Source organism: Streptomyces fulvoviolaceus (assembly GCF_000718165.1).
GTDB lineage: Bacteria > Actinomycetota > Actinomycetes > Streptomycetales > Streptomycetaceae > Streptomyces > Streptomyces fulvoviolaceus.
In genome coordinates, this window is sequence record NZ_JOEY01000046.1 from 1 (window position 1) to 23192 (window position 23192).

Below are 23192 nucleotides of genomic sequence, written 5' to 3' on the forward strand. Positions count from 1 at the left end.
GTCGTCGTCCTGAACGAGAACCCGCCCGCCGAGCTGGCCGACGACGTCCGCACCGCGGCCGCGGTCTGCCCCGCGCTGGCCATCCGCATCGAGGAATAGCGACACCCCGTCCCCGAACCTCCCCCGTTCCCCCCACACAACAGGAGGAAAGACCATGGCTGAGGCAACCACCGAACTCGCTCCCGACGAGCAGGTCTACGAGTACCAGGACGACAGGGACGCCAAGTGCCCCTTCGCCCCGCCGCCCGGACTGCGCGCCCTGAACGACAAGGCTCCCGTGACGCGGGGCAAGATCTGGGACGGCAGCACCCCGTGGCTGGTCACCGGGCATGCCGCGCAGCGCGCGATCCTGTCGGACCCCCGGGTCAGCTCGGACGACAAGCAGCCCGGCTTCCCGTACCCGAACCAGCGACGAGCTCATCGACAAGATGCTGGCCGGCCCCAAGCCGGCCGACCTGGTGACCTCACTCGCGCTGCCGCTGCCCTCGCTGATGATCTGCGCGCTGCTCGGTGTGCCGTACGAGGACCACGACTTCTTCTCGCAGCCCGGGTCAAGGACGGCGACCTCACCCTTCCCGAAGCCACCTTGCTGGCCATCATCCTGCTGATCGCCGGGCACGAGACCAGCGCCACCATGATCACGGTGGGCACCGCCCTGCTCCTGGAGAACCCCGAGCAGCTGGCGCGGCTGCAGCAGATCGACAACACCAAGGACGCAGCCGGCGCGGTCGAGGAGATCTTGCGGTATCTGACCGTCGCTCAGTTCGGGCAGCGCCGCATCGCCAGCGAGGACTTCGAGTTCGAGGGTGTGGACATCAAGGCCGGGGACGGCATCGTCGTCCCGCTGCCGGCCGGGAACTGGGACCCGGACGCCTTCCCGGACCCGGAGAAGCTCGACCTCACCCGCAAGGCGACCCACCACCACGCCTTCGGCTGGGGCATCCACCAGTGCCTGGGCCAGCAGCTCGCCCGCATCGAACTGCAGGTCGTCTACGGCACGCTCTACCGCCGCGTCCCGACCCTGCGCCTCGCGGTCGACCGCGACGAGCTCGAGTTCCGCCCGGCCGACGCGCTGGCCTTCGGCATCCGCGAGCTGCCGGTCACCTGGTAAACGACACACGCCCCGCACTTCAACAGGAGTCACGCATGAGCGAGTTCAGCTTCGACGGACGCGTCGTGGTCGTCACCGGCGCCGGCCGAGGCATCGGCCGGGCCTACGCCCGGCTCCTGGCGGAGCGCGGGGCGAAGGTCGTCGTCAACGACCTGGGCGGATCGATGGAGGGCGACGGCTCGGACGCCGGGCCCGCGCAGAAGGTCGTCGACGAGATCACCGCCGCGGGCGGCACCGCGGTGGCCGACACCCACGACGTGTCCACCCCGGAGGGCGGCGAGGCCATCATCGGCACCGCGCTCGAGCACTTCGGCCGGATCGACGTCCTGGTCAACAACGCCGGGATCATCCGCTGGTCCGGTCTTCCGGAGGTCGACGCGGACAACCTGGAGCGGCACCTCGCCGTGCATCTCCTCGGTTCGTTCAACACGATGCGGGCCGCCTGGCCGCACTTCGTCGAGCAGCAGTACGGCCGCGTCGTGCTGACCACCTCCAGCGGCATGTTCGGCCTCGGTGGCGCCGATGGTGGCGTATCTCGCCCACGAGAGCTGCCCGGTCAACGGCGAGATCTACACCGCCGGCGCCGGCCGCTTCGCCCGCCTCTTCATCGCCTCCACCGACGGCTACGCACACCTGGACGGCCGGGCCACGGTCGAGGACGTCGCCGCGAACTGGGACGCGATCAACGACGAGAAGGGCTACTACGTGCCCTCCGACCTGATGGCCTGGTCGGGCTCCTTCCTGCCCGCTGGGCGGACTGACGCACGCGGGCCGCGAGCGGGCGGGCCGGAGGCGCCGGTACGGGGCCGGTGGCCAGTCGGGGGAAGAGGACCTCGGCGTTGGAGCGGTTGACGGCCTGGAGGGCGCCGGGGTCCACCCCGGTGTCGAGGCCGTTGGCGAAGTACTGGCCGGCGGCGGTGGGCGCGAACGGCCAGTCGCTGCCGAACAGCACGTGCCCGGGCCGGGCGAAGGCCAGCAGCGTGGGCAGGGCGGCGGGGCTGGAGGACAGCGCGGTGTCGAAGTAGAAGCCGCGGAAGTCCTCCAGGACGTCCAGCGGGCTGCGCCCGGTGTCGGCGGCGATGGCGACGGCCATGCGGTGCGAGGAGTACGGGACGAAGCCGCCGGCGTGGCTGAGGACGAAGCGGATGTCCGGGTAGCGCCGGGGGACTTCGTTGCGTACGAGGAGATAAGCGGCCCGGGTGTTCGGCGGGGAGCGACGCCGAGTGGTCGTTGAGCCGCTGGGCCGGCGCGGCGGCCTCGCCCGGGTCGGTGAGGAACGCGGTGCCGGGGGTGGAGACGGACACGATCGCCGTGGCGGTGCCCAGTAGGTCCATCAGCTCCAGGGCAGATTCCGGACTCCAGTCGGGCAGGGCCCGGCCGCCGGCCTCGGCGATGCCGGATTTCGCGAGAAGATCGCGGTAGAAGGCGGGGACGATGTGCTGGTGGACGTCGATACGGCCTGCCGGGGTGGTCATGAGGCGGCTTCCTCCGTGGTGAACAGGCCGAGGCCGGACACAGATGACATGCGGGTTCGCTTCCGGTGGATTCAGACGAACGTCACCTGGGATCAGACGGACGTCACCTGGGATCAGACGAACCTCACCGACACCGGGCCGAGGCCGCCGAAGCGTGCCTCGACCTTCTGGCCGGCGCTGACGAAGGGGGCGGTGGTCATGGCGCCGGGCAGCACCACCTGGCCGGGGCTTCAGGGCGGTGCCGAAGGCGGCCAGTGTGTTGGCCAGCCAGGCGACCGCGGCGGCGGGATGGCCAAGGACCTCCGCACCGCTGCCCGACGCGACGTGCTCGCCGTCGATGACCAGGTCGGCGGTGAGGGCGGCGAGGTCGGGGGCGTACGCCGTCGGCGTCCAGGGGCCGCAGACCAGCCCCGCCGAGTTGGCGTTGTCGGCGACCGGCTGGCACATCGACGACCATGCGAGCTTCGAGCAGATCGAGGCCCGCGTACGAGCCCACGGCGTGCCGGTGGCCGAAGGCTCCGAGGACGAGGCGCAGTTGCGCGGGGTCGAACGCCTGCTGCGCTTCCCCGGCCCCAAGGGCATCACCCAGGAGATCTACACGACCCCCGTGAAGTCGGCCGAGCCCCTGCGGATGGCGGCCTCCGGCTGGGTCACCGGCGACTCCGGCATGGGCCACGTCGCCATCACCTCGGCCAAGCCGACGCAACTGCGCGGCTACTTCGACACGGTCTTCGACGCCCGCCTGACCGACTACATCGACGAGACGATCAGCGGCGTCAAGCTCAAGATCCGCTTCCTGCGGGTCAACGAACGCCACCACTCCATCGCGATCGCCGCCGTCCGCGGTCTGCCGATCGACCCCGTCCGCACCCGCGTCCAGCACCTCAACATCCAGGCCGCGAGCCTGGACGACGTGGCCCAGAGCTACCAGCGGGTGTGCGAACTCGGCTTCGACATGGCCCTGTCGGTGGGCCGGCACACCAACGACAAGGAGCTCTCCTACTACGCCCGCACCCCCTCGGGCTTCGAGTGGGAGGTCGGCTGGAACCCGATCGTCGTCGACGAGTCCACCTGGCAGCCCACCACCCACCAGGGCATCAGCATCTGGGGCCACACACCCGTCGGGCAGACGATCATCGACAAGCTGGACCAGTTCCGGTTCGGGGTCCGCTCGCTGGCCCGCCCCGAGAACACCGTCCCCGCACTCAGCATGCGGCGGTGACCGCGTCGGTGCGCAGGGGAGCGGCGGTCTTCGCCGTGATCTCGTCGTACGTCACCCCCGGCGCCGTCTCGACGAGGGCGAGGCCGCCCGGGGTGACGTCGAGGACACCGAGGTCGGTGATGATCCGGTGGACGCACCGCTCGGCCGTGAGCGGCAGGGCGCACTCCTGGACGATCTTCGGCGAGCCGTCCCTGGCGGTGTGCTCCATGAGGACGATGACGCGCCGGGCGCCGTGCACCAGGTCCATCGCGCCGCCCATCCCCTTGACCATCTTCCCGGGGATCATCCAGTTGGCGAGATCGCCGTGCTCCGACACCTGCATGGCGCCGAGCACGGCGGTGTCGATGTGCCCGCCGCGGATCATGCCGAAGGAGAGCGCCGAGTCGAAGAAGGAGGCGCCGGGCAGGACGGTGACGGTCTCCTTGCCCGCGTTGATGAGATCGGGGTCGACCTCGTCCTCGGAGGGGTAGGGGCCGGTGCCGAGGATGCCGTTCTCGGAGTGCAGGACGACGTGCACTCCGGGCGGCAGATGACCGGGGATCAGCGTGGGCAGGCCGATGCCGAGGTTGACGTAGGAGCCGTCGGTGAGTTCGGCGGCGGCGCGGGCGGCCATCTGGTCGCGGGTCCAGCTCATGCTCGTACGGTCCTCTTCTCTATGCGCTTGTCGGCTGCCTGGGTGGGGGTCAGCTCCACAACTCGTTGCACGAAGACACCCGGCAGCTGCACCTCGTCCGGGCTCAACTCGCCCGGTTCCACGAGCTCTTCGACCTCGGCGACGGTGATCCGCCCGGCCATCGCCGCCAGCGGGTTGAAGTTGGCGGCGGCGCGGCGGAAGACCAGGTTGCCGTGCCGGTCGCCGCGCCAGGCCCGTACGAGGGCGTAGTCGGTGGTGATGCCGTGCTCCAGGACGTGCGTACGGCCGTGGAAGTCGCGGGTCTCCTTGGCGGGGGAGGCCAGGGCGACCGAGCCGTCGGGGGCGTGGCGCCAGGGCAGTCCGCCCTTGGCCACCTGGGTGCCGATGCCCGCCGGGGTGTAGAAGGCGGGGATGCCCGCGCCGCCCGCGCGCAGGCGTTCGGCGAGGGTGCCCTGCGGGACCAGCTCGACTTCCAGTTCGCCGGAGAGGTACTGGCGGGCGAACTCCTTGTTCTCACCGACGTACGAGCCTGTGACCCGGGCGATGCGCCCGGCGGCCAGCAGCACGCCCAGGCCCCGGCCGTCGACACCGCAGTTGTTCGACACCACCCGCAGCCCCGTCGCGCCCTGCTCGTACAGGGCCCGGATCAGGACCTCCGGTACGCCGCTGAGCCCGAAGCCGCCGACGGCGAGCGACGCGCCGTCGGGGATGTCGGCGACCGCCTCTTCGGCGCTCGCGCTCACCTTGTTCACAAAGGGTCCTTTCAACCGGGGAGTACCGACGACCAGCCGCCGTCGACGACGAGGCAGGCGCCGGTGATGTACGAGGCCTCGTCGGAGACGAGGAAGACGGCCGCGTGGTGGCGGCCAGGCGACGTTGGCTGCCGGCCACACCGAGTGCGGCTCGGCCCGCAGAGTGAAGGCGAAGTCCTCGTACGGCTGCTCGTCCACCGCTTCGCAACGGACGGCGCCGGCGTTGGCGTAGAGGATGTCGATCCCGCCGAGGTGATCGCTCCCTCGGCTGTGAACCGCAGCGCCGCCGCCAGGCCCCGGCCGCGGGCCGTGCCCGAGACCAGGGACACCTTCCCTCCGAGCCGTCTCATGCGATGCCGTCCCGCATCGCGTCGGAGATGGACTTGACGCCGCCGTGCGCGGTGAGCCCGCCGTCGACCGGGATCTCGGCGCCGGTGACGAAGGACGCCTCGTCGGACAGCAGGAACACCACGACCGAGGCGACCTCGGCGACCGTGCCGGTGCGGCCCAACGGCGTCTCGCGGACGTTCGCCACACGGAACGCCGGGGCGGCCGAGGCCGTCATCGCGGTCTCGATGAAGCCGGGGTGGACGGTGTTCACGCGGATGCCGCGTGGGCCCAGCTCCGTGGCCGCCGCCTTCGACAGGCCGCGCAGCGCCCATTTGCTGGACGTGTACGCCACCGGGTAGTGCCCGGTGAGCGCGGCGGTCGAGCCGACGTTGACGACGGACGAGCCGGGCGGCATGAGCGGGGCGAGGTGCTGGATGCCGAGCAGCGGGCCGGTGACGTTGACGGCGTGGACGCGGTCGAAGTCCTCGGTCCGTACGTCGCCGAGGCGGGCCCGCCAGGTGATGCCCGCGTTGTTCACCAGGCCGTGGATCCGCCCGTACGACTCCCGCAGTTCGGCGGCGAGTTGGGCCCAGTCGTCGGCGCTGCTGACGTCGAGCCGGCGGCAGTCGCCGTCCGGCTCGACGTCGGTGGCGATGACGCGGGCGCCCTCCCGGGTGAGGGCCTCGGCCTCCTCGGCACCCTGGCCGCGGGCGGCGCCGGTGACGACCACCACCTTGCCCAGCAGTCGCTTCACGGGCGCTCCCGGGAACGGCGCCGGCCGGTCGGCAACGGCACCGGATTGGTGCCCGCGACCACGGTGTTGGACGTGGAGCCGAGGCCCTCGACGGTGAGCGTCACGGTGTCGCCGGGCTTGAGCGGCGGCGGGTCCTGCCGTCCCCGAACGCCCCACAGCTCCGCCAGACAGCCGCCGTTGCCGCAGGTGCCCGAGCCGAGCACGTCTCCGGGACGGACGACGGTGCCGCGCGAGGCGTAGGCGACCATTTCCTCGAAGGTCCAACTCATGTTGGACAGCAGGTCCTTGCCGACGACCTCGCCGTTGACCTCGGCGGTGAGCGCCAGGCGGAGGAAGCCGTCGGTGTCTCGGTACGGCTCCAACTCGTCTGCGGTCACCAGGTACGGGCCGAGCGTGGCGGCCGTGTCCTTGCCCTTGCAGGGGCCGAGGTTGACCTGCATCTCACGGGACTGGAGGTCGCGCGCCGACCAGTCGTTGAGGATGGTGTAGCCGACGATGTGGTCGCGGGCCTGCTCGGGAGTGAGGTCGCGGCCCTCGCTGCCGATGACGGCGGCGACCTCGAGTTCGAAGTCGAGGACCTGCGAGCCCGGGGGCACGGGGACGCCGTCGTGCGGGCCGATGACCGCGTACGGGTTGGTGAAGTAGAAGGTCGGGGCGTCGTACCAGGCCGCCGGGACCCCACCGGAGCCGTCGATGGAGCGCCGTACGCCTTCGACGTGTTCCTCGAAGGTGACGAAGTCGCGGAGGGTCGGCGGCTGCAGAGGCGGCAGCAGGTGTACGTCGGCGAGCGGGACGGCGGCGCCCACGGGGCGTACCCCGTAGGCGGCCTCGACCGCCGAGGTGCCGTCCGGCAGGGGGCGTACGACGGTGTCCTCGACGACACCGCAGCGACGGCGGCCTTCATGGACGTAGGTGGCTATGCGCACGGGGACCTCACACCGGCGGGGCGACGAACACGCCGCGGTCGACGTCGTTGAACGACTCCTTGGCGACCAGCTCGTTCATCGCGTTCGCGGTGCCCCACTGGTCGGTGACCTCGGGCTTCGAGAAGTCGTAGACGTGCGGGTGCCAGGTGTCCTCGTCGAGGACCTCCAACTCCGTCGTGTACTCGACCGTGTTGCCGTGCGGGTCCAGGAAGTAGGTGAAGGTGTTGTCGCCCGCCATGTGCCGGCCCGGTCCCCAGACCTTCTGGAAGCCGGCCCGCATCACCCGGCCGGAGCCGCGCATGTACTCGTCGAGGCCGCGCATTTCGAAGGAGACGTGGTGCAGGGCGGTGTGCGGGCCCTGGGCGATGGCCATCGAGTGGTGCTGGTTGCTGATCCGCATGAAGTGCATGACCTCGCCCATGTGCGGCGAGCTGAGGGTGTCGCTCAGGGCGAAGCCCAGGTGGCGCTCGTACCACTCCCGAGTCCGGTTCAGATCGGGGGAGTTGAGGACGACGTGCGACAACTTGACCGGGATCGCCTCCTTCTCCTCGATCCTGCGGTGCTGCCGGACCTCGACGTCCGCCGAGACCTCGATGGTGCGGCCGTCGACGTCGAAGAAACGGAAGCCGTAGCCGCCGCCGGGGGTGTCGACCTTGCCCGGCTGGGAGACCAACTGGACGCCACCGGCGAGGAGTTGCTCGGCGAGCGTGTCGACGTCGGCGGCCGAGGAGGCCCCGTACGAGACGAGGTCCAGACGCTTCTCGTCGGCCTTGCGCAGCCGTACGACGTACTGCTCGGGCGAGCCCTCCGCGGCCAGGAAGGAGATCCCGGAGTCCTCGGCGACCTTGGTCAGGCCCCAGACACCGGCGTAGAAGTCGAGCTGCTTGTCGTAGTCGGGTACGGCGAGGTCGACGTGCCGCAGGTGGGTGAGCAGACGCATGATGGTCAGTCCTTCCGGAGGAGGGCGGCGGCGTTGCCGCCCCGTACGGCGTGGAAGTCGGTGTCGGGCAGCCGGGCCGCGCGCAGCGCGCCTACCGGGTCCTCGGTGCCCATGTCGAAGGGGAAGTCGGAGCCGAGCAGGACGCGGTCGGCACCGGCGACCCGGATCAACTCCCTGAGGACGTGCGGGTCGTGGACCAGGGAGTCGAAGTACAGGCGTCTGAGGTAGCTGCTCGGCAGGTGCGCGCAGCCCGCGCCCGCGTCGGAGCGGGCCGACCAGGCGTGGTCGGAGCGGCCGAGGTGGGTGGGCAGATAGCCGCCGCCGTGCGCCGCGATCAGCTTCAGCTCCGGATGGCGGTCCAGGACGCCGGAGAAGATGAGATGGGAGAGCGCGACGGCGTTCTCGGTGGGCTGGCCGACGACGTTGGACAGGTACCACTGGTCCAGCCGCTCGTCGAGCGTGCACCCGAAGGGGTGCAGGAAGAGGATCGCGCCCGTCTCCTCGACCCGGGTCCAAAAGGGTTCGTACGCCGGATCGGACAGCTCCCTGCCCGCTGCGTGCGAGGAGATCTCGACGCCCAACAGGTCCTGCTCCAGGGCGTGTTCCAGGGCGCGCACGGCCAGTGAAGGGTGCTGGAGCGGGACGAGCCCGAGCCCCTTCAACCGGTCGGGCGCCTGCGCGCAGTGCGCGGCCGTCGCCTCGTTCGCGAGCCGGTGGACCTTCTCGGCCGTCTCCTCGTCCGCCCAGTAGTGGTAGTGCGAGGGGGAGGGACTGACCAGCTGGACGTCCACGCCCTGGGCGTCCATCGCGGCCAGCCGTACGGAGACATCGGTGGCCTTGGGGAGGATCGAGCGCACCATGGGGCCGCTGACCGCGAGGGACGCGGCGCCGTTGCGGCGGGCGTCGAGCGCCTTGGCCTCGGCCAGGCCGGGGAGTCCGGCGACGGCCTCCTCCACCTCGGGGATCAGGACGTGGGCGTGCACGTCGACGGTGGGTGCTGTCACGGCAGTTCCTTCAGGAAGTTCATCGTGCGGCCGATCAGTCCGGGCACGTCGGCGTCCCGGACGCCGTCCAGCTGCCACTGCCCGATCTGCACGGACGCCTCGACGACGGTCCGTACCCGGCCGATGCGGCGCTCGTAGTACGCCTGGAAGAGGTCGTCGTCCCAGTCGCGCCCGCTCGTGAGCAGCTCCGCGAGGACGGAGGCATCCTCCAGGGACTGGGCCGCGCCCTGGGCGATGGTGGGCGGGCAGCAGTGGGCGGCGTCGCCGACGAGGACGACCCGGCCGCGGTGCCACGAGCCCTCGACCAGCAGCTTGTCGAACCAGGTGTAGTTGACCTTCGCCGGATCGTTGATGTGCTCGACGATCTCGGGCCAGGCACCGCCGTACGCCTGCGCGAGCCGGCGCATCTCGTCCGCGTACGTCGCCGGGTCGATGGCGGCGCGGTCGCGGTTGGCCTCGACGACGTAGGCGTAGATGGTGTTCTCGCTGGTCGGGCAGTAGCCGGCGATGTAGGCCGGGCCGCCGTAGGCGAGGTTCGTGCGGGTGACGCCCTCGGGGCGCGGGGCGGGGGTGCGCCAGATGGCCATGCCGGTCGGCTCGGGCTTGTCGACGATGCCGATCGTGGCCCTGGTGGTCGAGTTGAGGCCGTCGGCGGCGATCACCAGGTCGTAGCGGCCGCTCGTGCCGTCGCTGAAGCTCACGGAGACACCGTCGGCGTCCTGCTCCAGGGTCTTCGCGGTGGTGCCCAGCCGGACGGTGGCGCCGGAGGTGCGGACCGCGTCGATGAGGATCTGCTGGAGCCGGGGCCGCTGCATGCCGAGGGTGGCGGGCAGGTCCTCGCCGCCGGTCCGGATGTCCTCGTTCTCATGGATCAGGGTGCCGTCGGGGATGGTCACGCCGAGCGAGCCGAAGGCGTACCCGGAGGCCTCCACCTCCTCCCACACCCCGAGTTCGCGCAGGACGCGCAGGGCGTTGCCCTGGAGGGTGATGCCGGAGCCGGTGGTGGCGTTCCAGTCGGGCCTGGCCTCGATCAGGTCCACGGCGAGGCCGGCGCGGCGCAGCAGGATCGTGATGGCGTTTCCGGAGGCGCCACCGCCGATGACGAGGACACTGCGGGGATGGGTCATGGGGGAACTCCCTTGTTCCGCCGGTTACTTGACGGCGATCGGGTTGACCGGGGAGCCGACGGCTCCGGTGATGGGCAGAGGGGCGGCGGTGAGCCAGAACTCGTACACGCCGTCGCGTGCGCAGTCGGCCGCGAGCGCGTCCGGGTCCCACATCTCGCCGATCAGCAGGCCGATGTGGGGGATGGCGACCTGGTGCAGCGGCTGGAAGGCGTGCTCGAACTCGTTCGGCCGGACCTCGAAGCCCCAGGTGTCGGTGGCGATCGCGGCGATCTCGGTGCGGTGCAGCCAGCCGGCCGTGGTGAACGACAGACCGGGGGAGTCGCCGCCGGCGTAGTCGCCCCAGCCCTCGCGACGGGCGCGAGCGAGCCGTCCCGTCCGTACGACGACGATGTCGCCGCGGCCGACGGCCACGCCGTGGGCCTCGGCCGTCGCGGTCAGGTGCTCCTCGGTGACGGCGAAGCCGTCGGGCAACTCTCCCCCACTCTCGGCTCCGCTCGAGCGGGAGGTGCCCCCACCGGTGCCGACCACTTGGCCCACGTCGAGGAGCACGCCACGCCCGGCGACGTACGGCGCCATGTGCTCGATGCCGGTGACGAGGTCGCCGTCGGAGGTGACGACCTTCTCGGCCCGCCGCCCGTTCCACGCGTTGCCGTGGTCGAAGATGTGCCCGAGCCCGTCCCACTGGGTGGAGCACTGCAGCGGCATCGCGATCACGTCGTCGGCGCCGCCGATGCCGTGCGGGAAGCCCTGGTTGCCGAGGGCGGCGTCGGTGCCGGTGTCGAGCATGGTGTGCACGGGGTTGGTCCGCCGACGCCAGCCCTTCTGGGGGCCGTTCATGTCGAAGGACTGCGAGAGGGAGAAGCTGACGCCGCGCCGGATCAGGGCGGCGCCCTCCAGCCGCTTGGCTTCGTCGAGGAAGTTCAGCGTGCCGAGCACGTCGTCCCCGCCCCAACGCCCCCAGTTGGAACAGGACTTGGCGGCCTCGGCGATCGCGCCCTCGGGGTCGTGGTGGTTCACCGGGACTCCCCGACACATCGCGTGCGCTGCGCGCCCAGCCCGGTGACCGACCCGTCCATGACGTCGCCGTCGCGCAGCAGGCGTCCCCAGTGCATGCCGTTGCCGGCCGGGGATCCCGTCAACACCAGGTCGCCGGGGAGTAGTTGGGCGGTCTGCGAGGCGTATGACACCAACCGTGCGACGCCGAAGAGCATGTCCTTGGTGGACTCGTCCTGCATGGTCTCGCCGTTCAGCTTCAGCGTGACCCGCAGGTCACCGGGGTCGGCGATCGACTCGGCCGGCACGATCCACGGCCCGAGCGGGGTGAATCCGGGCGCGTTCTTGGAGCGCAGCCAGTCGGTGCCGATGGCCGGCATGTCCCGGCGGAAGACGGTGGCGCGGTCGGTGAGGTCGTTGGCGATCGTGTACCCGGCGACGTACTCCAGCGCCTCCTCGACGGACACCCGGTGGGCCGGCTTGGCGATCACGGCCGCCAACTCCAGTTCCCAGTCCGGCTTCGCGGCCCAGGCGGGGAGCGCGACATCGTCGTACGGACCGGTGATCGCGCTCGGCAGACCGGTGAAGACGTACGGCAGGTCCTCGGCCGCCCGGCGGTCCATGATCTCGGCGATCTCCGCCCGCGCCTCCTCGACCGTGCGGGGGTCGTCGGGGGAGCGGTGGGCGACCTCGAGGTCGATCACGTGCTGCCGGTAGTTGGCGCCGGACTGGAAGATCTGCCGGGGCTCGACGGGGGCGTGCACGCGCAGGCCGTCGAGCGGCTGCCAGTCGGCGTCCGCGTCCGCCGCCAGCTCCCGCAGGCGCGGGAGCACCTCGGCCCAGCGCTCCAGGACCCCGCGGGCCGTGAGGGCGGGGTCGCCGAGGGCCGTACGGAGGTCCAGCACACGTCCCTCGGGGACCACGAGGCCGGGGAAGGGGGCCTGGTCGTGGGTGGAGAGAGTGCCCAGGGCGAAGGGTCCGGCGAAGGATGCGGCGGAAGGGGCTGCGGGTTTCACGGGCATGTCCTCCTGATTGCGATGTGACTAATCTGGCCCGGCATCCCGTAATCTGGGAAATCGATTCTGTGGATGCGGATCATCCGTCCCGTTTATGGGGAGCACGCAGTGAACCTGGCCAGCCTCGACCTCAACCTCGTCGTCGCCCTGCGCGCGCTCCTGGAGGAACGCAACGTCACCCGTGCCGGACGGCGGATCGGCCTCAGCCAGCCCGCGATGAGCGCCGCCCTCGCCCGCCTGCGCCGCCACTTCGACGACGAGCTGCTCTCCCGCGTCGGTGGCCACTACGAGCTCACCGCCCTCGGTCAGGTCCTCCTCGACCGCACCTCCACCGCCTGCGACCTGCTGGAACGCCTCTTCACCAGCCAGGCCGACTTCGACCCGGCGGTCGAGTCCCGCGAGTTCACGATCGTGGCCTCCGACTACGCGGTCGCCGTCTTCGGAGCCGAACTCGCCCGCACGGTCCACCGGGAGGCGCCCGGCATCCGACTGCGCTTCGTCCAGACGCCGCCCGGCATCGTCGAGCAGACCGGCACCCTGCTCAGCACGACCGACGGCCTGCTCATGCCGCACGGCATCATCAGCGACTTCCCCGCCACCGAGCTCTACCAGGACCAGTGGGTCTTCCTCGTCGCCGACGACAACCCCGAGGTCGGTGACCAGCTCACCCGCGACGATCTGGCGCGGCTGCCCTGGGTGACGTACCGGCGCACCTACGACGCCCCGGCCGTCCGCCAGCTCGCCATGCTCGGCATCGAACCGCGGGTCGAGGTGTCCGTCGACGGCTTCACGCTGCTGCCGTTCATGGTCGCGGGCACCCGCCGTATCGCACTCGTCCAGGAACTCCTGGCCGAGCGTCTGGGCGGCCTCGCCCCCGTGCGGATCATGAGGGCCCCCTATGAGGCCGTACCGCTGCAGGAAGCCCTGTGGTGGCATCCGGTGCACACCCACGACGCCGCGCACATCTGGCTGCGGGAGACGGCGGCGCGGGTGGGAGCGACGGTGGCCGCGCGGGTCGGGACGGCGGTGGCCGGGCGAGCCGTCCAGGGGGTGGCCGGGCAGGTCATCCAGGCGGTGGATGAAGGTGATCCGGGAGATCGATCGCGTGAGGGCTAGGCGGCGGGGGCGGGCTGGCCCATAGTCGGGGCAGTTCCTGATGCCCGCCCTGCCCGCCTCGCTCACCGCTCGGGCTTCGGGCTCATTCCCCTCGGGTGCGGCTGCGCCCCGCACCACGGCGCACGGCCATGGCGGCGGTACGGCTCCGCACCCCCGCCACCGCTCGTGGAGTCCCGCATGCCCGGATCCGTCTCCCTGTCCGCGCCCGCCTCCGGCACCGTCCCCGCAGGGGGCCGGCTGCGCGCCACGCTCCTCATGGCCGGCAGCTGTCTGCCCGTCCTCGGTGCCGTCCTCATCGCGCCCGTACTGCCGAAGATGCAGGACCACTTCGACTCGGTGCCGGGTGCCAAGACCTTGGTCCCCGTCGTCCTGACCGTCCCGGCCCTCGCCCTCGCCCTGCTCGCCCCGTTCGCCGGCGTCGTCGTCGACCGCCTGGGCCGCAAACGCCTGCTGGTCGTCGCGACCGTGCTGTACGCCGTGTTCGGCACCGCCCCGCTCTGGCTGGACTCACTCGGCGCCATCGTGGCCACCCGCGTTCTGGTCGGCATCGCCGAGGCCGCGATCATGACCTGCTGCACCACCCTGATCGGCGACTACTACTCGGGCCGGGTCCGGGACCGCTACCTCGCCCTGCAGACCATGTGCGCCTCCGCCTCGGCCACCGCGTTCTTCGCCGTCGGCGGAGCGCTCGGCTCGGCGGGCTGGCGCGCCCCCTTCTGGATGTACGCCGTCGGCCTGCTGCTGGCCCCGGCGATGGCGGTCGCGCTCCCCAAGCCCGCTCCCGGTCTGCCTTCGGGCCAACTCGCCGACGAGAAGCGGCCGTTCCCCGTCCGGCGGCTCGCCGGCATCTGCGCGCTGACGGTGTTCGGCGCGATGGTCTTCTACACCGTGCCGGTCGAGATGTCGTACCTGATGGACGACTTGGGCGTGAAGTCCACCGGCGCCATCGGCCTGGCCACCGCCCTCGCCAGCGCGGCCACCGTGGCCGGTTCGATCGCCTTCACCAAGCTGCCCGGAGAGCCCGCCGGCAGGCTGCCCGTGGTCTTCGCGCTGTGCGCGCTCGGGTTCGTGGTGATGGGGCTGGCCACCAGCCCGGTGCTCCTGATCGCCGGTGCGGTGCTCAACTGCCTCGGTACGGGTGTGCTGTTGCCGTCCTTGCTCACCGTGGCGTTGTCCAAGCTGGAGTACGCCGACCGCGGGCGCGGCACCGGGCTGTGGCTGGCGGCCTTCTTCGGGGGCGAGTTCGTCTGCCCGCTCGTGCTGATCGCCGTGGAGTCGGCGACCGGCAGCCTGGCCGCCGCCGTCGGCCTGCTGGGTCTCGCCGCGGCCCTGACGGCATGCGGTCTGCTGTGGGCCGGACGTCGGGCGTCGTCGGTCGTCTAGATTCGGGTGTGTGGACATCGACAAACGAGAACGAGCCGAACGATTCGTCGAGTTGCACCGGGCGGGGTGTTTCCTGCTCCCCAACGCATGGGACGTGGGAAGCGCCCGCATCCTTCAGGCGGCAGGCTTCCCGGCCGTGGCCACCACGAGCGCGGGCGTCGCCTTCTCCCTCGGCCGCCCGGACCACGATTTCTTCGCCGACAGCGAGAAGGAGAACGAGAAGGGGGAGCAGTCGGAGGGCCGCGTCGACCGCGAGACGATGATGCGCCGGGTCCGCGAGATCGCCGACGGGATCGCCGTACCGCTGAGCGCGGACCTCGAGGACGGGTACGGCGAGGCGCCCGAGACCGTCGCGGCGACGATCTCGATGACGCTCGCGGCCGGCGCCGCGGGCGGCAACATCGAGGACTTCACCGGCGACCGCGCCCGGCCGCTGTACGACGCCGAGCTCTCGGTGGACCGTATCCGCGCCGCCCGGGCCGCCGTGGACGCCGGCGGTGAGCCGTTCGTCCTGGTCGGCAGGACCGATGTGCTGCTGGTGGGCGGTTCGCTCGACGAGAGCATCCGGCGGGCCAACGCCTACCTGGCGGCCGGCGCCGACTGCGCCTTCGTGCCGGGTGCCGCCGACGCCACCACCATCGGCACGCTGGTGCGCGAACTCGACGGCCCGCTCAACGTGGTCATGGGGTTGACCGGCAACGCACTGTCCCTGGACGACCTGCGGGAGCTCGGCGTACGGCGGGTCACGGTCGGCGGCAGCATCGCCCGCGCGATGTACCGCCACCTGCTGGGCGCCGCACGGGAGTTGGCGGAACGGGGCACGTTCTCCTACGCCGCCGACCAGCTCTCCCAGACGGAGCTCAACGACCTCTTCCGCGGCGGAACCTGAGTCAGTCCGGGTGGGCCGGAACCCGCAGGATCACCTCGTAGCCGCCGTCGGAGGTGGGCCTCGACTCAAGGGTTCCGCCGAGGAGTTCGGCGCGCTCCCTGAGCCCGACCAGGCCCTGGCGCGAGCCGGGCAGGGGCAGGGAGGGACGGGTGGGCGCGGTGTTGGTCACGGTCACGCCGAAGTCGTCGTCCGTGCTCCAGAGGCGAACGGCCGCGGTCGCGCCCGGCGCGTGCTTGCGGACGTTGGTCAGGGCCTCCTGGACAGTGCGGTAGACGGCACGCTGCCCGGGTGTGCCGATGCCCGGCGGGAGTTCGCCGGTCAGCTCCGCGTCGATGCCGCTGGTGGTGACCAGCTTGTGGAGGTCGGCGAGGGTGGGCTGCGGGGTGAGTTCCGTGGCCCGCCCGCCGGAGGCCCTGAGCAGCGTGACCATGTGGCGCAGCTCGTCGAGCGTGTCGACGCTGAGGGCGCGGATGGTGCGGGCGCCCTCCTTGAACTCCGGCTCTTTGGCGGCGACTTGGAGCGCTCCGGCCTGTACGGCGATCAGGCTGACCTGGTGCGAGACGACGTCGTGCATCTCCCGGGCGAGCTGGGCGCGTTCGCGGGCCAGCACGGCCTGGGAGTGCAGCAGCCGCTCGTGTTCGCGCGACTCCTCGATCTCGACGAGCCGGCCCGCCAAGTCCCGCCGCGCCTGGACCAGTTGGCCCAGCAGGATGGGCGCCGTGGCCGTGGCGAGCGTGTAGATGAAGTCGACCAGGGTCCAGGTGCGCTCGTGCGAGGACACGTCGGTCAGCGGCCAGGGGGCGGCGGAGGCGAGGGCGAACAGCACGGCGCACACGACGAGCAGACGGCGGTTGCGGGACCGCTCGGCCAGCGTGAACAGGGCCGCGCACGGGGCGAACACGATGTCCAGCATCAGGAGGGCCGGCAGCGTGCACACGAACACCGCGAGTGGGAAGCGGCGGCGGAGGGCGAGCGCCGCACAGCCCGCGGCGGCCACCGCCGTCACGAGGGGCGAGGCGTCCCACAGGTTGATCCAGACGTCCACGGCCGCGATCGCGACGACGACGGCATCGACGGCCGGGGCGGGGATGCGGGCCCACCAGGCTCTGGGCGCGGTCATCGCCCTGGACCCGCTCTGCACCCTGGGCCTGCTCTTCGCCTCGGGTGTCCTCATCGCCCGGACCCCGACGAGCGCCGCGGAGCGTCGTCGTCGAGCAGCCCGGCCCGCTGGGCGAGCAGCGCCGCCTGCACCCGGCTGCCCACCCGCAGCTTGGTGAGGATCGCGCTGACGTGGTCCTTCACCGTGCCCGCGCTGAGGTGGAGGCGGCCGCCGATGTCGGCGTTGGACAGCCCCTCCGCGATCAGCACCAGCACCTCGCGCTCCCGTCCGGTCAGCCGTCCCACCCGGGCGGCCTCCTCGTCGTCGACCGCCGTGGCCCCGGGGTGGCTCTGCCAGACGGCACGGGACGCCTTCGGCGACATGACGACTCCGCCCGCCGCCAACGTCCGTACCAGCTGGGCGAGTTGATCGGGCTCGGTGTCCTTGAGCAGGAACCCGGCGGCGCCGGAGCGCAGCGCGGTCAGGATGTACTCGTCGGCGTCGAACGTCGTCAGCATCGCCACCACCGGCGGCCCGGGCAGGGCGCGCAGCTCCCGCAGCACGGTCAGGCCGTCGACGTCCGGCATCCGGATGTCGAGGAGGACGACGTCGGGGCCTTCCGCGCGGACGGCGTCGACCGCCTCCCCACCTGTCGTGGTCGCGACGACCTCGATGTCGTCGGCCGCGCTCAGGATGAGCCGGAAGCCGGACCGCACCAGGGCCTCGTCGTCGACCACCATTACCCGGATCACGAGCGTTCCGCCTTGCCGTCGTCTGCGCGGGTGTCTGCGTCAACCGTAGGACGGGCACTGCCCGGTGAGGGGCCCTGACAGGACAGTCCCGCCACCCGGGGGGACGGTTCCCGCCGATCAGGGGGTACGGACCGGACGGCTGCCGGATACTCCGTGGCCGGGCCGCTTCCCAGCCTGGGAGACATGACCCGCAACGCACAGGAATCGGCGCTCGCGACGCCGACCACCGCCCCGCAGAGCGGCCGAACCCCCGTGGGCCGCCTGATCGGCGTGGACCTCGCCCGCGGCCTCGCGGTCCTCGGGATGTACGCGGCCCACGTCGGCCCCGACCCGGCCGAGGGCGGTGTCACCGGCCACCTGATGGAGCTGGCGCACGGCCGCGCCTCCGCCCTCTTCGCCTTCCTGGCCGGCTTCTCGCTCCTGCTGATCACCGGCCGCCGTGCCCCGAAGACCGGCCGCGCGGGCCGACAGGCGGTCGCCAAGGTGGTGATCCGGGCGCTCGTCCTGCTGGCGCTGGGCACCGCGCTGACCCTGACCGACACCCCGGTCGAGGTGATCCTCGCCTTCTACGGCCTGTACTTCCTGCTCGTCCTGCCGCTGTACCGGCTCGGCGCCCGCACCCTCGCGATCATCGCCGGAGCGAGTGCGCTGGTCCTGCCACAGATCCTCTACGTCGTCCAGCACGCGCTGAACTCCGGCGAACCCGGCGGCATCTGGACCTGGCCGACCGGCGCCGACGGCCTCGTCTCGCTCCTCTTCACCGGCAGTTACCCGGCCCTGGCCTGGATCCCGTTCGTCATTGCAGGCATGGCCGTGGCCCGCCTCGACCTGACCGCCAGCGCCGTCCGCACACGTCTCGCGATCACCGGTGTCTCCCTCGCCGTGCTCGGCCACGGCGGCTCCTGGCTGGCCCTGCACCTGGTCCCCGGCGCGATGGTCACGCTCGGCACGTCCGACGGGAGCGAGGGCGGCTCGGTCGCGTCGGCGTGGTGGTCCGACACCTGGGGCTGGCCGAGCGGCGACACCCCGCTCGGCCTGCTCGTGGCCTCCCCGCACAGCGAGACGACCCTGTCGGTCCTGGCCAACACGGGCGTGGCGATCACGGTCCTGGTCGGCTGCCTCGCAGCGGTCGACTCCTCCCCGCGCTTCCACCGGCTCGCCCGCCCGGTGATCGCGGTCGGCGCGATGTCCCTGACCGCCTACGTCTTCCACGTCGTAGGCATCCGCCTCCTCGGCATCGAGGACCTGCCCGGGTCCCCGCTGCACGTCCTGCTCGGCTTCGTCGTGGCGGTCACCGTGTTCGCGACGCTCTGGTCCCGGTACTTCCGGCGCGGTCCCCTGGAGTGGCTGCTCGGCAAGGCCACCAAGCCGGCCGAGCTGGTCCGGTGACGACTTCACCGGCACGGCGTGGACCTTCACCGCCGACGACACTATGAACCGGAGAGATCCAGCAGCACCTTCGAGGCGACCGTGCGGTCCTGGGCCACGTCGAACGCGGCGACGGACTGCTCCAACGGGAAGGTGTGGGTGAGGACCGGCTCCACGGGCAGTCCCTGCGCCAGCAGCGCCAGTGCCTCGTCGAACTCGGTGTCGAAGCGGAAGGCCCCGCGCAGTGCGAGCTCCCGGGTGACCGCGACATTGCCCAGCAGCCCCACCTCACCGGGCGGCAGCAGCCCCAGCAGTACGACGGTCCCGCCACGGCGTACCCGCTCGACGCAGGTCCGCAGCCCCGCCGGTGCCCCGGACGCCTCGACGGCGATGTCGAAATCACCGGAGCCGGAGCCGGAGCCGGAGCCGGAGCCGGAACCGGAGCCGGAACCGGAACCGGAGCCGGACCAGGCCGGATCGTCTGGCCGGTCCGCGCGTGCCGTGCCGGTGGCGCCCACCTCGGTGGCGATCCGCAGAGGTTCGTCGTGGAGGTCGCTGACGACGACCTCGGCGGCGCCCGCGTGCCGCAGCGCCGCCACGACGAGGCAGCCGATCGGACCGGCGCCGGTGACCAGGACCCGCCGGCCCCGGACCTCGCCCGCCCGGTGCACGGCGTGCAGCGCCACCGACAGCGGTTCGGCGAGCACGGCACGCCGCAGGCTCAGCCCGGGCGGCAGCGGCCGTATCTGCTCGGCGGGCACGCTGATGAGCTGGGCGAACCCGCCCTGGACGTGCGGAGTGTGGGCGGCACTGCCCAGGTAGCGGGTGCGGGCGCAGATGTTGCGCCGGCCGCCCGCGCACTCGCGGCAGGTGCCGCACGGGGTGGCCGGATGAACCGCGACGGCGGTGCCGACCGCCGGTCCGACCGCGCCGGTCCCGAGGGCGGCGACATGGCCGACCACCTCGTGGCCCAGCACCATGGGCTCCCGGAGGGCGAAGTCCCCGACCCGACCCCGGTGGTAGTAGTGCAGATCCGAACCGCAGATCCCGCCGAGCGCGACGGTGACCGCGATCTCGCCGGGTCCGGGACCGTCGTACGGCCGCTGCTCGACCCGCAGATCGCCGGCTCCGTGGACAACACACGCGTGCATGAGGGAAGGCTCCTTGGCGTTCACAGGACGGAGAGCATGCCGCCGTCGACGTACAGCAGCTGCCCGTTGACGAAGTCGGAGGCCGGTGAGGAGAGGAAGAGCAGGGCGCCGACGAGTTCCTCGACCTTGCCCCAGCGACCGGCCGGGGTCCGCTTGCGCACCCACGCGCTGAACTCCTCGTCGGCGACCAGCGCGGAGGTCAGTTCGGTGTCGAAGTAGCCGGGGCCGATGCTGTTGACCTGGATGCCGTGCGGGCCGAGGTCGGCGCACATGCCCTTGGTGAGCATCTTCAGGCCGCCCTTGGTGGCCGAGTAGGGCGCGATGCCGGGGCGCACCGCCTCGCTCTGCAGCGAGCAGATGTTGACGATCTTGCCGTGGCCGCGGGGCACCATGCGCCGGGCGACCTCGCGGCCGACGAGGAAGGCGCTGGTGAGGTTGGTGTCGAGCAGCCCGTGCCAGTCCTCGTCGGTGAAGTCGAGGAAGGGGGCGCGGCGTTGGGCACCGGTGTTGTTCACCAGGATGTCGATCGGCCCGGCGAGGTCCTCGATCCGGGTGACGGCGGCGGCGACCGCGGCGGAGTCGGTGACGTCGAACGCCTCCGCGCGGACCGCCTCACCGAACTCCGAGGCCAGCTCCTTGCGGGTGGCCTCCAGGGTGACGGCGTCGCGGCCGTTGAGGACGACCGTGCAGCCGGCCTCCAGCAGCCCCTGGGCCAGCGCCCGGCCGATGCCGCGGCTCGATCCGGTCACCAGGGCCACCTTGCCGGTGACGTCGAAGAGGGAGTGGCTCATCCACTCGTCCTTTCAGCCAGGCTCGGGGCGCCGGACAACGCGGCACTCCCCGGGCAGCGGAGTAGGCGCGGGGCGGGCCGGGTGATGAGCACTGTCATCCGCGCCACTCCTCGCTTTTCCACTGAATGGAAACAATGTCTGCTCAATGGAAAACATCGTTGGCATCGTCGGCGCGCGATGTCAACCACTGGGTGGGATCGCTTTCCGCTGAGTGGTAATTTGCCGCCGTGACTACCAGCGAAGTCCCCGCCGATGTCGTGGGCCGGGCGATCCGGCTGCTCGTCCTGGTCGGCGAGCATCCGCACGGCATCACGCTGTCGGAACTGGCCCGCGCGAGCGGCGTCCCCGTCAGCACCGCACACCGGCTGGTCAACTCCCTCTGCCGGGAAGGCCTGGTCGAGTTCGAGACCGCCGGCAAGCGCTACAAGCCGGGTCTACGGCTGTTCCAGCTCGGCCAGCAGGCCGGTCAGGCGTACGGATTCGCCGGCACCGCCCTCCCCGTGATGCAGCGCGTGACGCGGCAGACCGAGGAAGCCACCCTGATGTCCGTCCTCGACGGCACCCGGCACCTGTACGTGCACTACGTCGACGGCCCCATGCCGGTCGGCGTGCGCAGCGAGCCGGGCCGCCACGGTCCGCTGCACTGCACCTCGATGGGCAAGGTCCTCATCGCCTTCGCGCCCGAGGACGTACGCGCCGACCTCCTGGACCGCGTCGAGCTCACGCCGTACGGACCGAACAGCATCACCGACCGCGACGTCCTGCGCGAGGACGTGGCCCGCGCCGCCGAACGCGGTTACGCCACGGCCGACGAGGAGCACCACGCCGGCCTGCGCGCGGTGGCCGTCCCGATCCTGCGGCCCGACGGCAGCCTCTTCGCCGCCCTCTCCACCGCCGCCCCCGCCTTCCGCCGCAGCCTGGACGACCTGGTCGCCATGGTGCCGCTGCTCCAGGCGGCGGCCTCCGAGTTGGGCGTACGGCTGCCCGCTCGCTGAGGCCGCACGTGAGCGGGTCCCTCCGGTCCCCGCTCGGTTACGCTGCCCTCGGAGGTGCCCAAGTGGCCGAAGAGGCAACGGAGTTGACGGAGTCCACCACCGTCGCGGTGATCGGCGCGGGCCCGGCCGGTCTGACCGTCGCCGCCCTGCTGCGGAGCAGCGGCATCGACTGCGTCGTCCTGGAACGCCAGACCCGCGAGTACGTGGCACAGCGCCAGCGCGCCGGCATCGTCGAAACCCGCGCCGTCCGGATGTTCGACTCCTGGGGGCTGGCCGACCGCGTCCTCGGCGGTGCCCCGCACGACGGCATCCTGGACATCCGGGTGGACGGCGAGAGCCATCTGGTCTCCGACAACGACGGCTCCGAAGGCCCTACGGCCGTCCTCTGCCCCCAGCAGGTACTGGTCCAGAAACTCACCGCCACCTACCTCGCCGACGGCGGCGACCTGCGCTTCGAGGCCGCCGACGTCTCCCTGCACCACCTGACCGGCGACCGCCCGACCGTCCGCTACCGCACCCCCGACGGCACCCTCCGCACCCTCACCTGTGACTTCGTCGCCGGCTGCGACGGCGACCACGGCATCAGCCGTAGCGCGGTCCCCGACGGCGTCCTCACCGCCCACGCCTTCGACCACGGCATCGGCTGGCTCACCGTCCTCGCCGACGCCCCGCCCCCGGCCCACCCGCTCCTCGCGGTCAGCCCGGACGGCTTCGCGGCCCACTTCCCCCGCGGCCCGTACAGCAGTCGCTACTACCTCCAGTGCCCGCCCGAGGACCACCCCGGCGCCTGGCCCGACACCCGTGTCTGGGACGCACTGCGCATCCGGCTCGGTGACCCCGTCCTCACCGCCGGCCCGATCACCGACCGCGAGATCTTCCGGCTCCGCAGCCTCGTCCACGACCCCATGCAGTACGGCCGTCTCTACCTCGTCGGCGACGCCGCCCACATCGTCTCGCCCATGGGCGGCAAGGGCATGAACCTCGCTCTCTACGACGCCGATCTCTTCGCCCGCGCGGTCCGGGACTCCGTCCGCGACCACGACGACACCGCCCTGCGCACCTACTCGCAGCGCTGTCTGCGCCGCGTCTGGAGCGACCAGGAGTTCTCCCACTGGCTGACCCGGACGCTCCACGACGCCGGCGACGACACCCGCTCCGGCCCCTTCCACCGCAGCCTCGCCCGCGCCCGGCTCGACCGGCTCTTCACCTTGCCCTCCGCCGCCCGCACCTTCGCGGAACTCATGACGGGGGTGGACCCCTGAGCAGCGGTTCGGCAGCGCCCCAAGGGGCGCGGGGAACCGCGCGACCAGCCACGATGCCGCCGCAGACGAACGACGGCACAACGCGGCACCTCCAGCGGAGCG

The 23192-nt window shown here is 71.8% G+C and carries 22 protein-coding genes and 1 pseudogene; 9 read left to right on the forward strand and 14 right to left on the reverse strand.

Annotated elements, in window-relative coordinates; genetic code table 11:
- Positions 1–154 precede the first annotated feature (154 nt).
- Both IG08_RS54845 and IG08_RS54850 read left to right on the forward strand, forming a co-directional pair.
- Positions 155–1111 (forward strand): annotated as a pseudogene (locus tag IG08_RS54845) (cytochrome P450).
- A 35-nt stretch (positions 1112–1146) separates the two neighbouring features.
- Positions 1147–1872, forward strand: coding sequence for an SDR family NAD(P)-dependent oxidoreductase (locus tag IG08_RS54850; protein WP_063757821.1), 726 nt, complete (start codon positions 1147–1149; stop codon positions 1870–1872).
- Here the strand turns inward: IG08_RS54850 and IG08_RS62750 are convergent.
- The gene (locus IG08_RS62750) at positions 1794–2258 is read right to left on the reverse strand and encodes an amidohydrolase family protein (RefSeq protein ID WP_275937274.1); all 465 of its coding nucleotides are present in this window, start codon (positions 2256–2258) and stop codon (positions 1794–1796) included. The genes IG08_RS54850 and IG08_RS62750 overlap by 79 nt on opposite strands.
- A 584-nt stretch (positions 2259–2842) precedes the next feature.
- On the opposite strand from IG08_RS62750, the gene IG08_RS0139105 reads away from it, so the two are divergent.
- Positions 2843–3808, forward strand: a complete 966-nt coding sequence (locus tag IG08_RS0139105; protein ID WP_234343074.1) for a VOC family protein — start codon at positions 2843–2845, stop codon at positions 3806–3808.
- Here the strand turns inward: IG08_RS0139105 and IG08_RS0139110 are convergent.
- The 9 genes from IG08_RS0139110 to IG08_RS0139150 all read right to left on the reverse strand — a co-directional run bounded on the left by IG08_RS0139110 (position 3792) and on the right by IG08_RS0139150 (position 12290).
- Positions 3792–4442 carry a CoA transferase subunit B gene (locus IG08_RS0139110; protein ID WP_030614416.1) on the reverse strand — a complete coding sequence of 217 codons (651 nt, stop codon included), beginning with the start codon at positions 4440–4442 and terminating at the stop codon, positions 3792–3794. The two genes, IG08_RS0139105 and IG08_RS0139110, sit on opposite strands and share 17 nt — an antisense overlap.
- The gene (locus IG08_RS0139115; protein WP_030614419.1) at positions 4439–5194 is read right to left on the reverse strand and encodes a CoA transferase subunit A; all 756 of its coding nucleotides are present in this window, start codon (positions 5192–5194) and stop codon (positions 4439–4441) included. The genes IG08_RS0139110 and IG08_RS0139115 overlap by 4 nt, the downstream gene beginning before the upstream one ends.
- 346 nt (positions 5195–5540) lie before the next feature.
- Positions 5541–6278, reverse strand: coding sequence for an SDR family NAD(P)-dependent oxidoreductase (locus IG08_RS0139120; protein ID WP_030614422.1), 738 nt, complete (start codon positions 6276–6278; stop codon positions 5541–5543).
- Positions 6275–7204, reverse strand: coding sequence for a fumarylacetoacetate hydrolase family protein (locus IG08_RS0139125; RefSeq protein WP_030614425.1), 930 nt, complete (start codon positions 7202–7204; stop codon positions 6275–6277). The genes IG08_RS0139120 and IG08_RS0139125 overlap by 4 nt, the downstream gene beginning before the upstream one ends.
- Positions 7205–7211: 7 nt before the next feature.
- The gene (locus tag IG08_RS0139130) at positions 7212–8144 is read right to left on the reverse strand and encodes a VOC family protein (protein ID WP_030614427.1); all 933 of its coding nucleotides are present in this window, start codon (positions 8142–8144) and stop codon (positions 7212–7214) included.
- Between the two features lie 5 nt (positions 8145–8149).
- Positions 8150–9148, reverse strand: coding sequence for an amidohydrolase family protein (locus tag IG08_RS0139135; protein ID WP_030614429.1), 999 nt, complete (start codon positions 9146–9148; stop codon positions 8150–8152).
- On the reverse strand, positions 9145–10275 hold the full coding sequence (locus IG08_RS0139140) for an FAD-dependent oxidoreductase (protein WP_030614432.1): 1131 nt from the start codon (positions 10273–10275) through the stop codon (positions 9145–9147). Before IG08_RS0139140 ends, IG08_RS0139135 begins: the two co-directional genes overlap by 4 nt.
- A 24-nt stretch (positions 10276–10299) precedes the next feature.
- Positions 10300–11292 (reverse strand): cyclase family protein, encoded by a 993-nt coding sequence (locus tag IG08_RS0139145; RefSeq protein WP_420823307.1) that lies wholly within the window; start codon positions 11290–11292, stop codon positions 10300–10302.
- Positions 11289–12290 (reverse strand): fumarylacetoacetate hydrolase family protein, encoded by a 1002-nt coding sequence (locus IG08_RS0139150; protein WP_078655908.1) that lies wholly within the window; start codon positions 12288–12290, stop codon positions 11289–11291. Before IG08_RS0139150 ends, IG08_RS0139145 begins: the two co-directional genes overlap by 4 nt.
- A gap of 102 nt (positions 12291–12392) precedes the next feature.
- Here IG08_RS0139150 and IG08_RS0139155 point away from each other — a divergent pair, with 102 nt between their 5' ends.
- The 3 genes from IG08_RS0139155 to IG08_RS0139165 all read left to right on the forward strand — a co-directional run bounded on the left by IG08_RS0139155 (position 12393) and on the right by IG08_RS0139165 (position 15672).
- The gene (locus tag IG08_RS0139155; protein WP_078655909.1) at positions 12393–13400 is read left to right on the forward strand and encodes a LysR family transcriptional regulator; all 1008 of its coding nucleotides are present in this window, start codon (positions 12393–12395) and stop codon (positions 13398–13400) included.
- Positions 13401–13577: 177 nt separating this feature from the next.
- The gene (locus IG08_RS0139160) at positions 13578–14783 is read left to right on the forward strand and encodes an MFS transporter (protein WP_043456332.1); all 1206 of its coding nucleotides are present in this window, start codon (positions 13578–13580) and stop codon (positions 14781–14783) included.
- Between the two features lie 10 nt (positions 14784–14793).
- Entirely contained in the window at positions 14794–15672 is an 879-nt protein-coding gene (locus IG08_RS0139165) for an isocitrate lyase/PEP mutase family protein (protein ID WP_030614447.1), read from the forward strand.
- Between the two features lies 1 nt (position 15673).
- Here IG08_RS0139165 and IG08_RS0139170 read toward each other — a convergent pair whose 3' ends face one another.
- A complete protein-coding gene (locus tag IG08_RS0139170) occupies positions 15674–16792 on the reverse strand; it encodes a sensor histidine kinase (protein ID WP_030614450.1) in 1119 nt (372 codons plus the stop codon).
- A gap of 50 nt (positions 16793–16842) precedes the next feature.
- Positions 16843–17511: a response regulator gene (locus tag IG08_RS0139175; protein WP_052425044.1), complete on the reverse strand. Its 669-nt coding sequence runs from the start codon at positions 17509–17511 to the stop codon at positions 16843–16845.
- Positions 17512–17706: 195 nt separating this feature from the next.
- Here IG08_RS0139175 and IG08_RS0139180 point away from each other — a divergent pair, with 195 nt between their 5' ends.
- Positions 17707–18912: a DUF418 domain-containing protein gene (locus IG08_RS0139180; protein ID WP_030614456.1), complete on the forward strand. Its 1206-nt coding sequence runs from the start codon at positions 17707–17709 to the stop codon at positions 18910–18912.
- A 41-nt stretch (positions 18913–18953) separates the two neighbouring features.
- On the opposite strand, the gene IG08_RS0139185 is transcribed toward IG08_RS0139180, so the two are convergent.
- Complete coding sequence (locus IG08_RS0139185; RefSeq protein WP_030614459.1) at positions 18954–20042, reverse strand: L-idonate 5-dehydrogenase; 1089 nt, start codon at positions 20040–20042, stop codon at positions 18954–18956.
- A gap of 20 nt (positions 20043–20062) precedes the next feature.
- A complete protein-coding gene (locus tag IG08_RS0139190) occupies positions 20063–20833 on the reverse strand; it encodes an SDR family oxidoreductase (protein ID WP_030614461.1) in 771 nt (256 codons plus the stop codon).
- A gap of 227 nt (positions 20834–21060) precedes the next feature.
- Here IG08_RS0139190 and IG08_RS0139195 point away from each other — a divergent pair, with 227 nt between their 5' ends.
- Positions 21061–21828 carry an IclR family transcriptional regulator gene (locus tag IG08_RS0139195; RefSeq protein WP_030614463.1) on the forward strand — a complete coding sequence of 256 codons (768 nt, stop codon included), beginning with the start codon at positions 21061–21063 and terminating at the stop codon, positions 21826–21828.
- Positions 21829–21890: 62 nt separating this feature from the next.
- A complete protein-coding gene (locus tag IG08_RS0139200; RefSeq protein ID WP_234343075.1) occupies positions 21891–23090 on the forward strand; it encodes a 4-hydroxybenzoate 3-monooxygenase in 1200 nt (399 codons plus the stop codon).
- Positions 23091–23192: the final 102 nt, after the last annotated feature.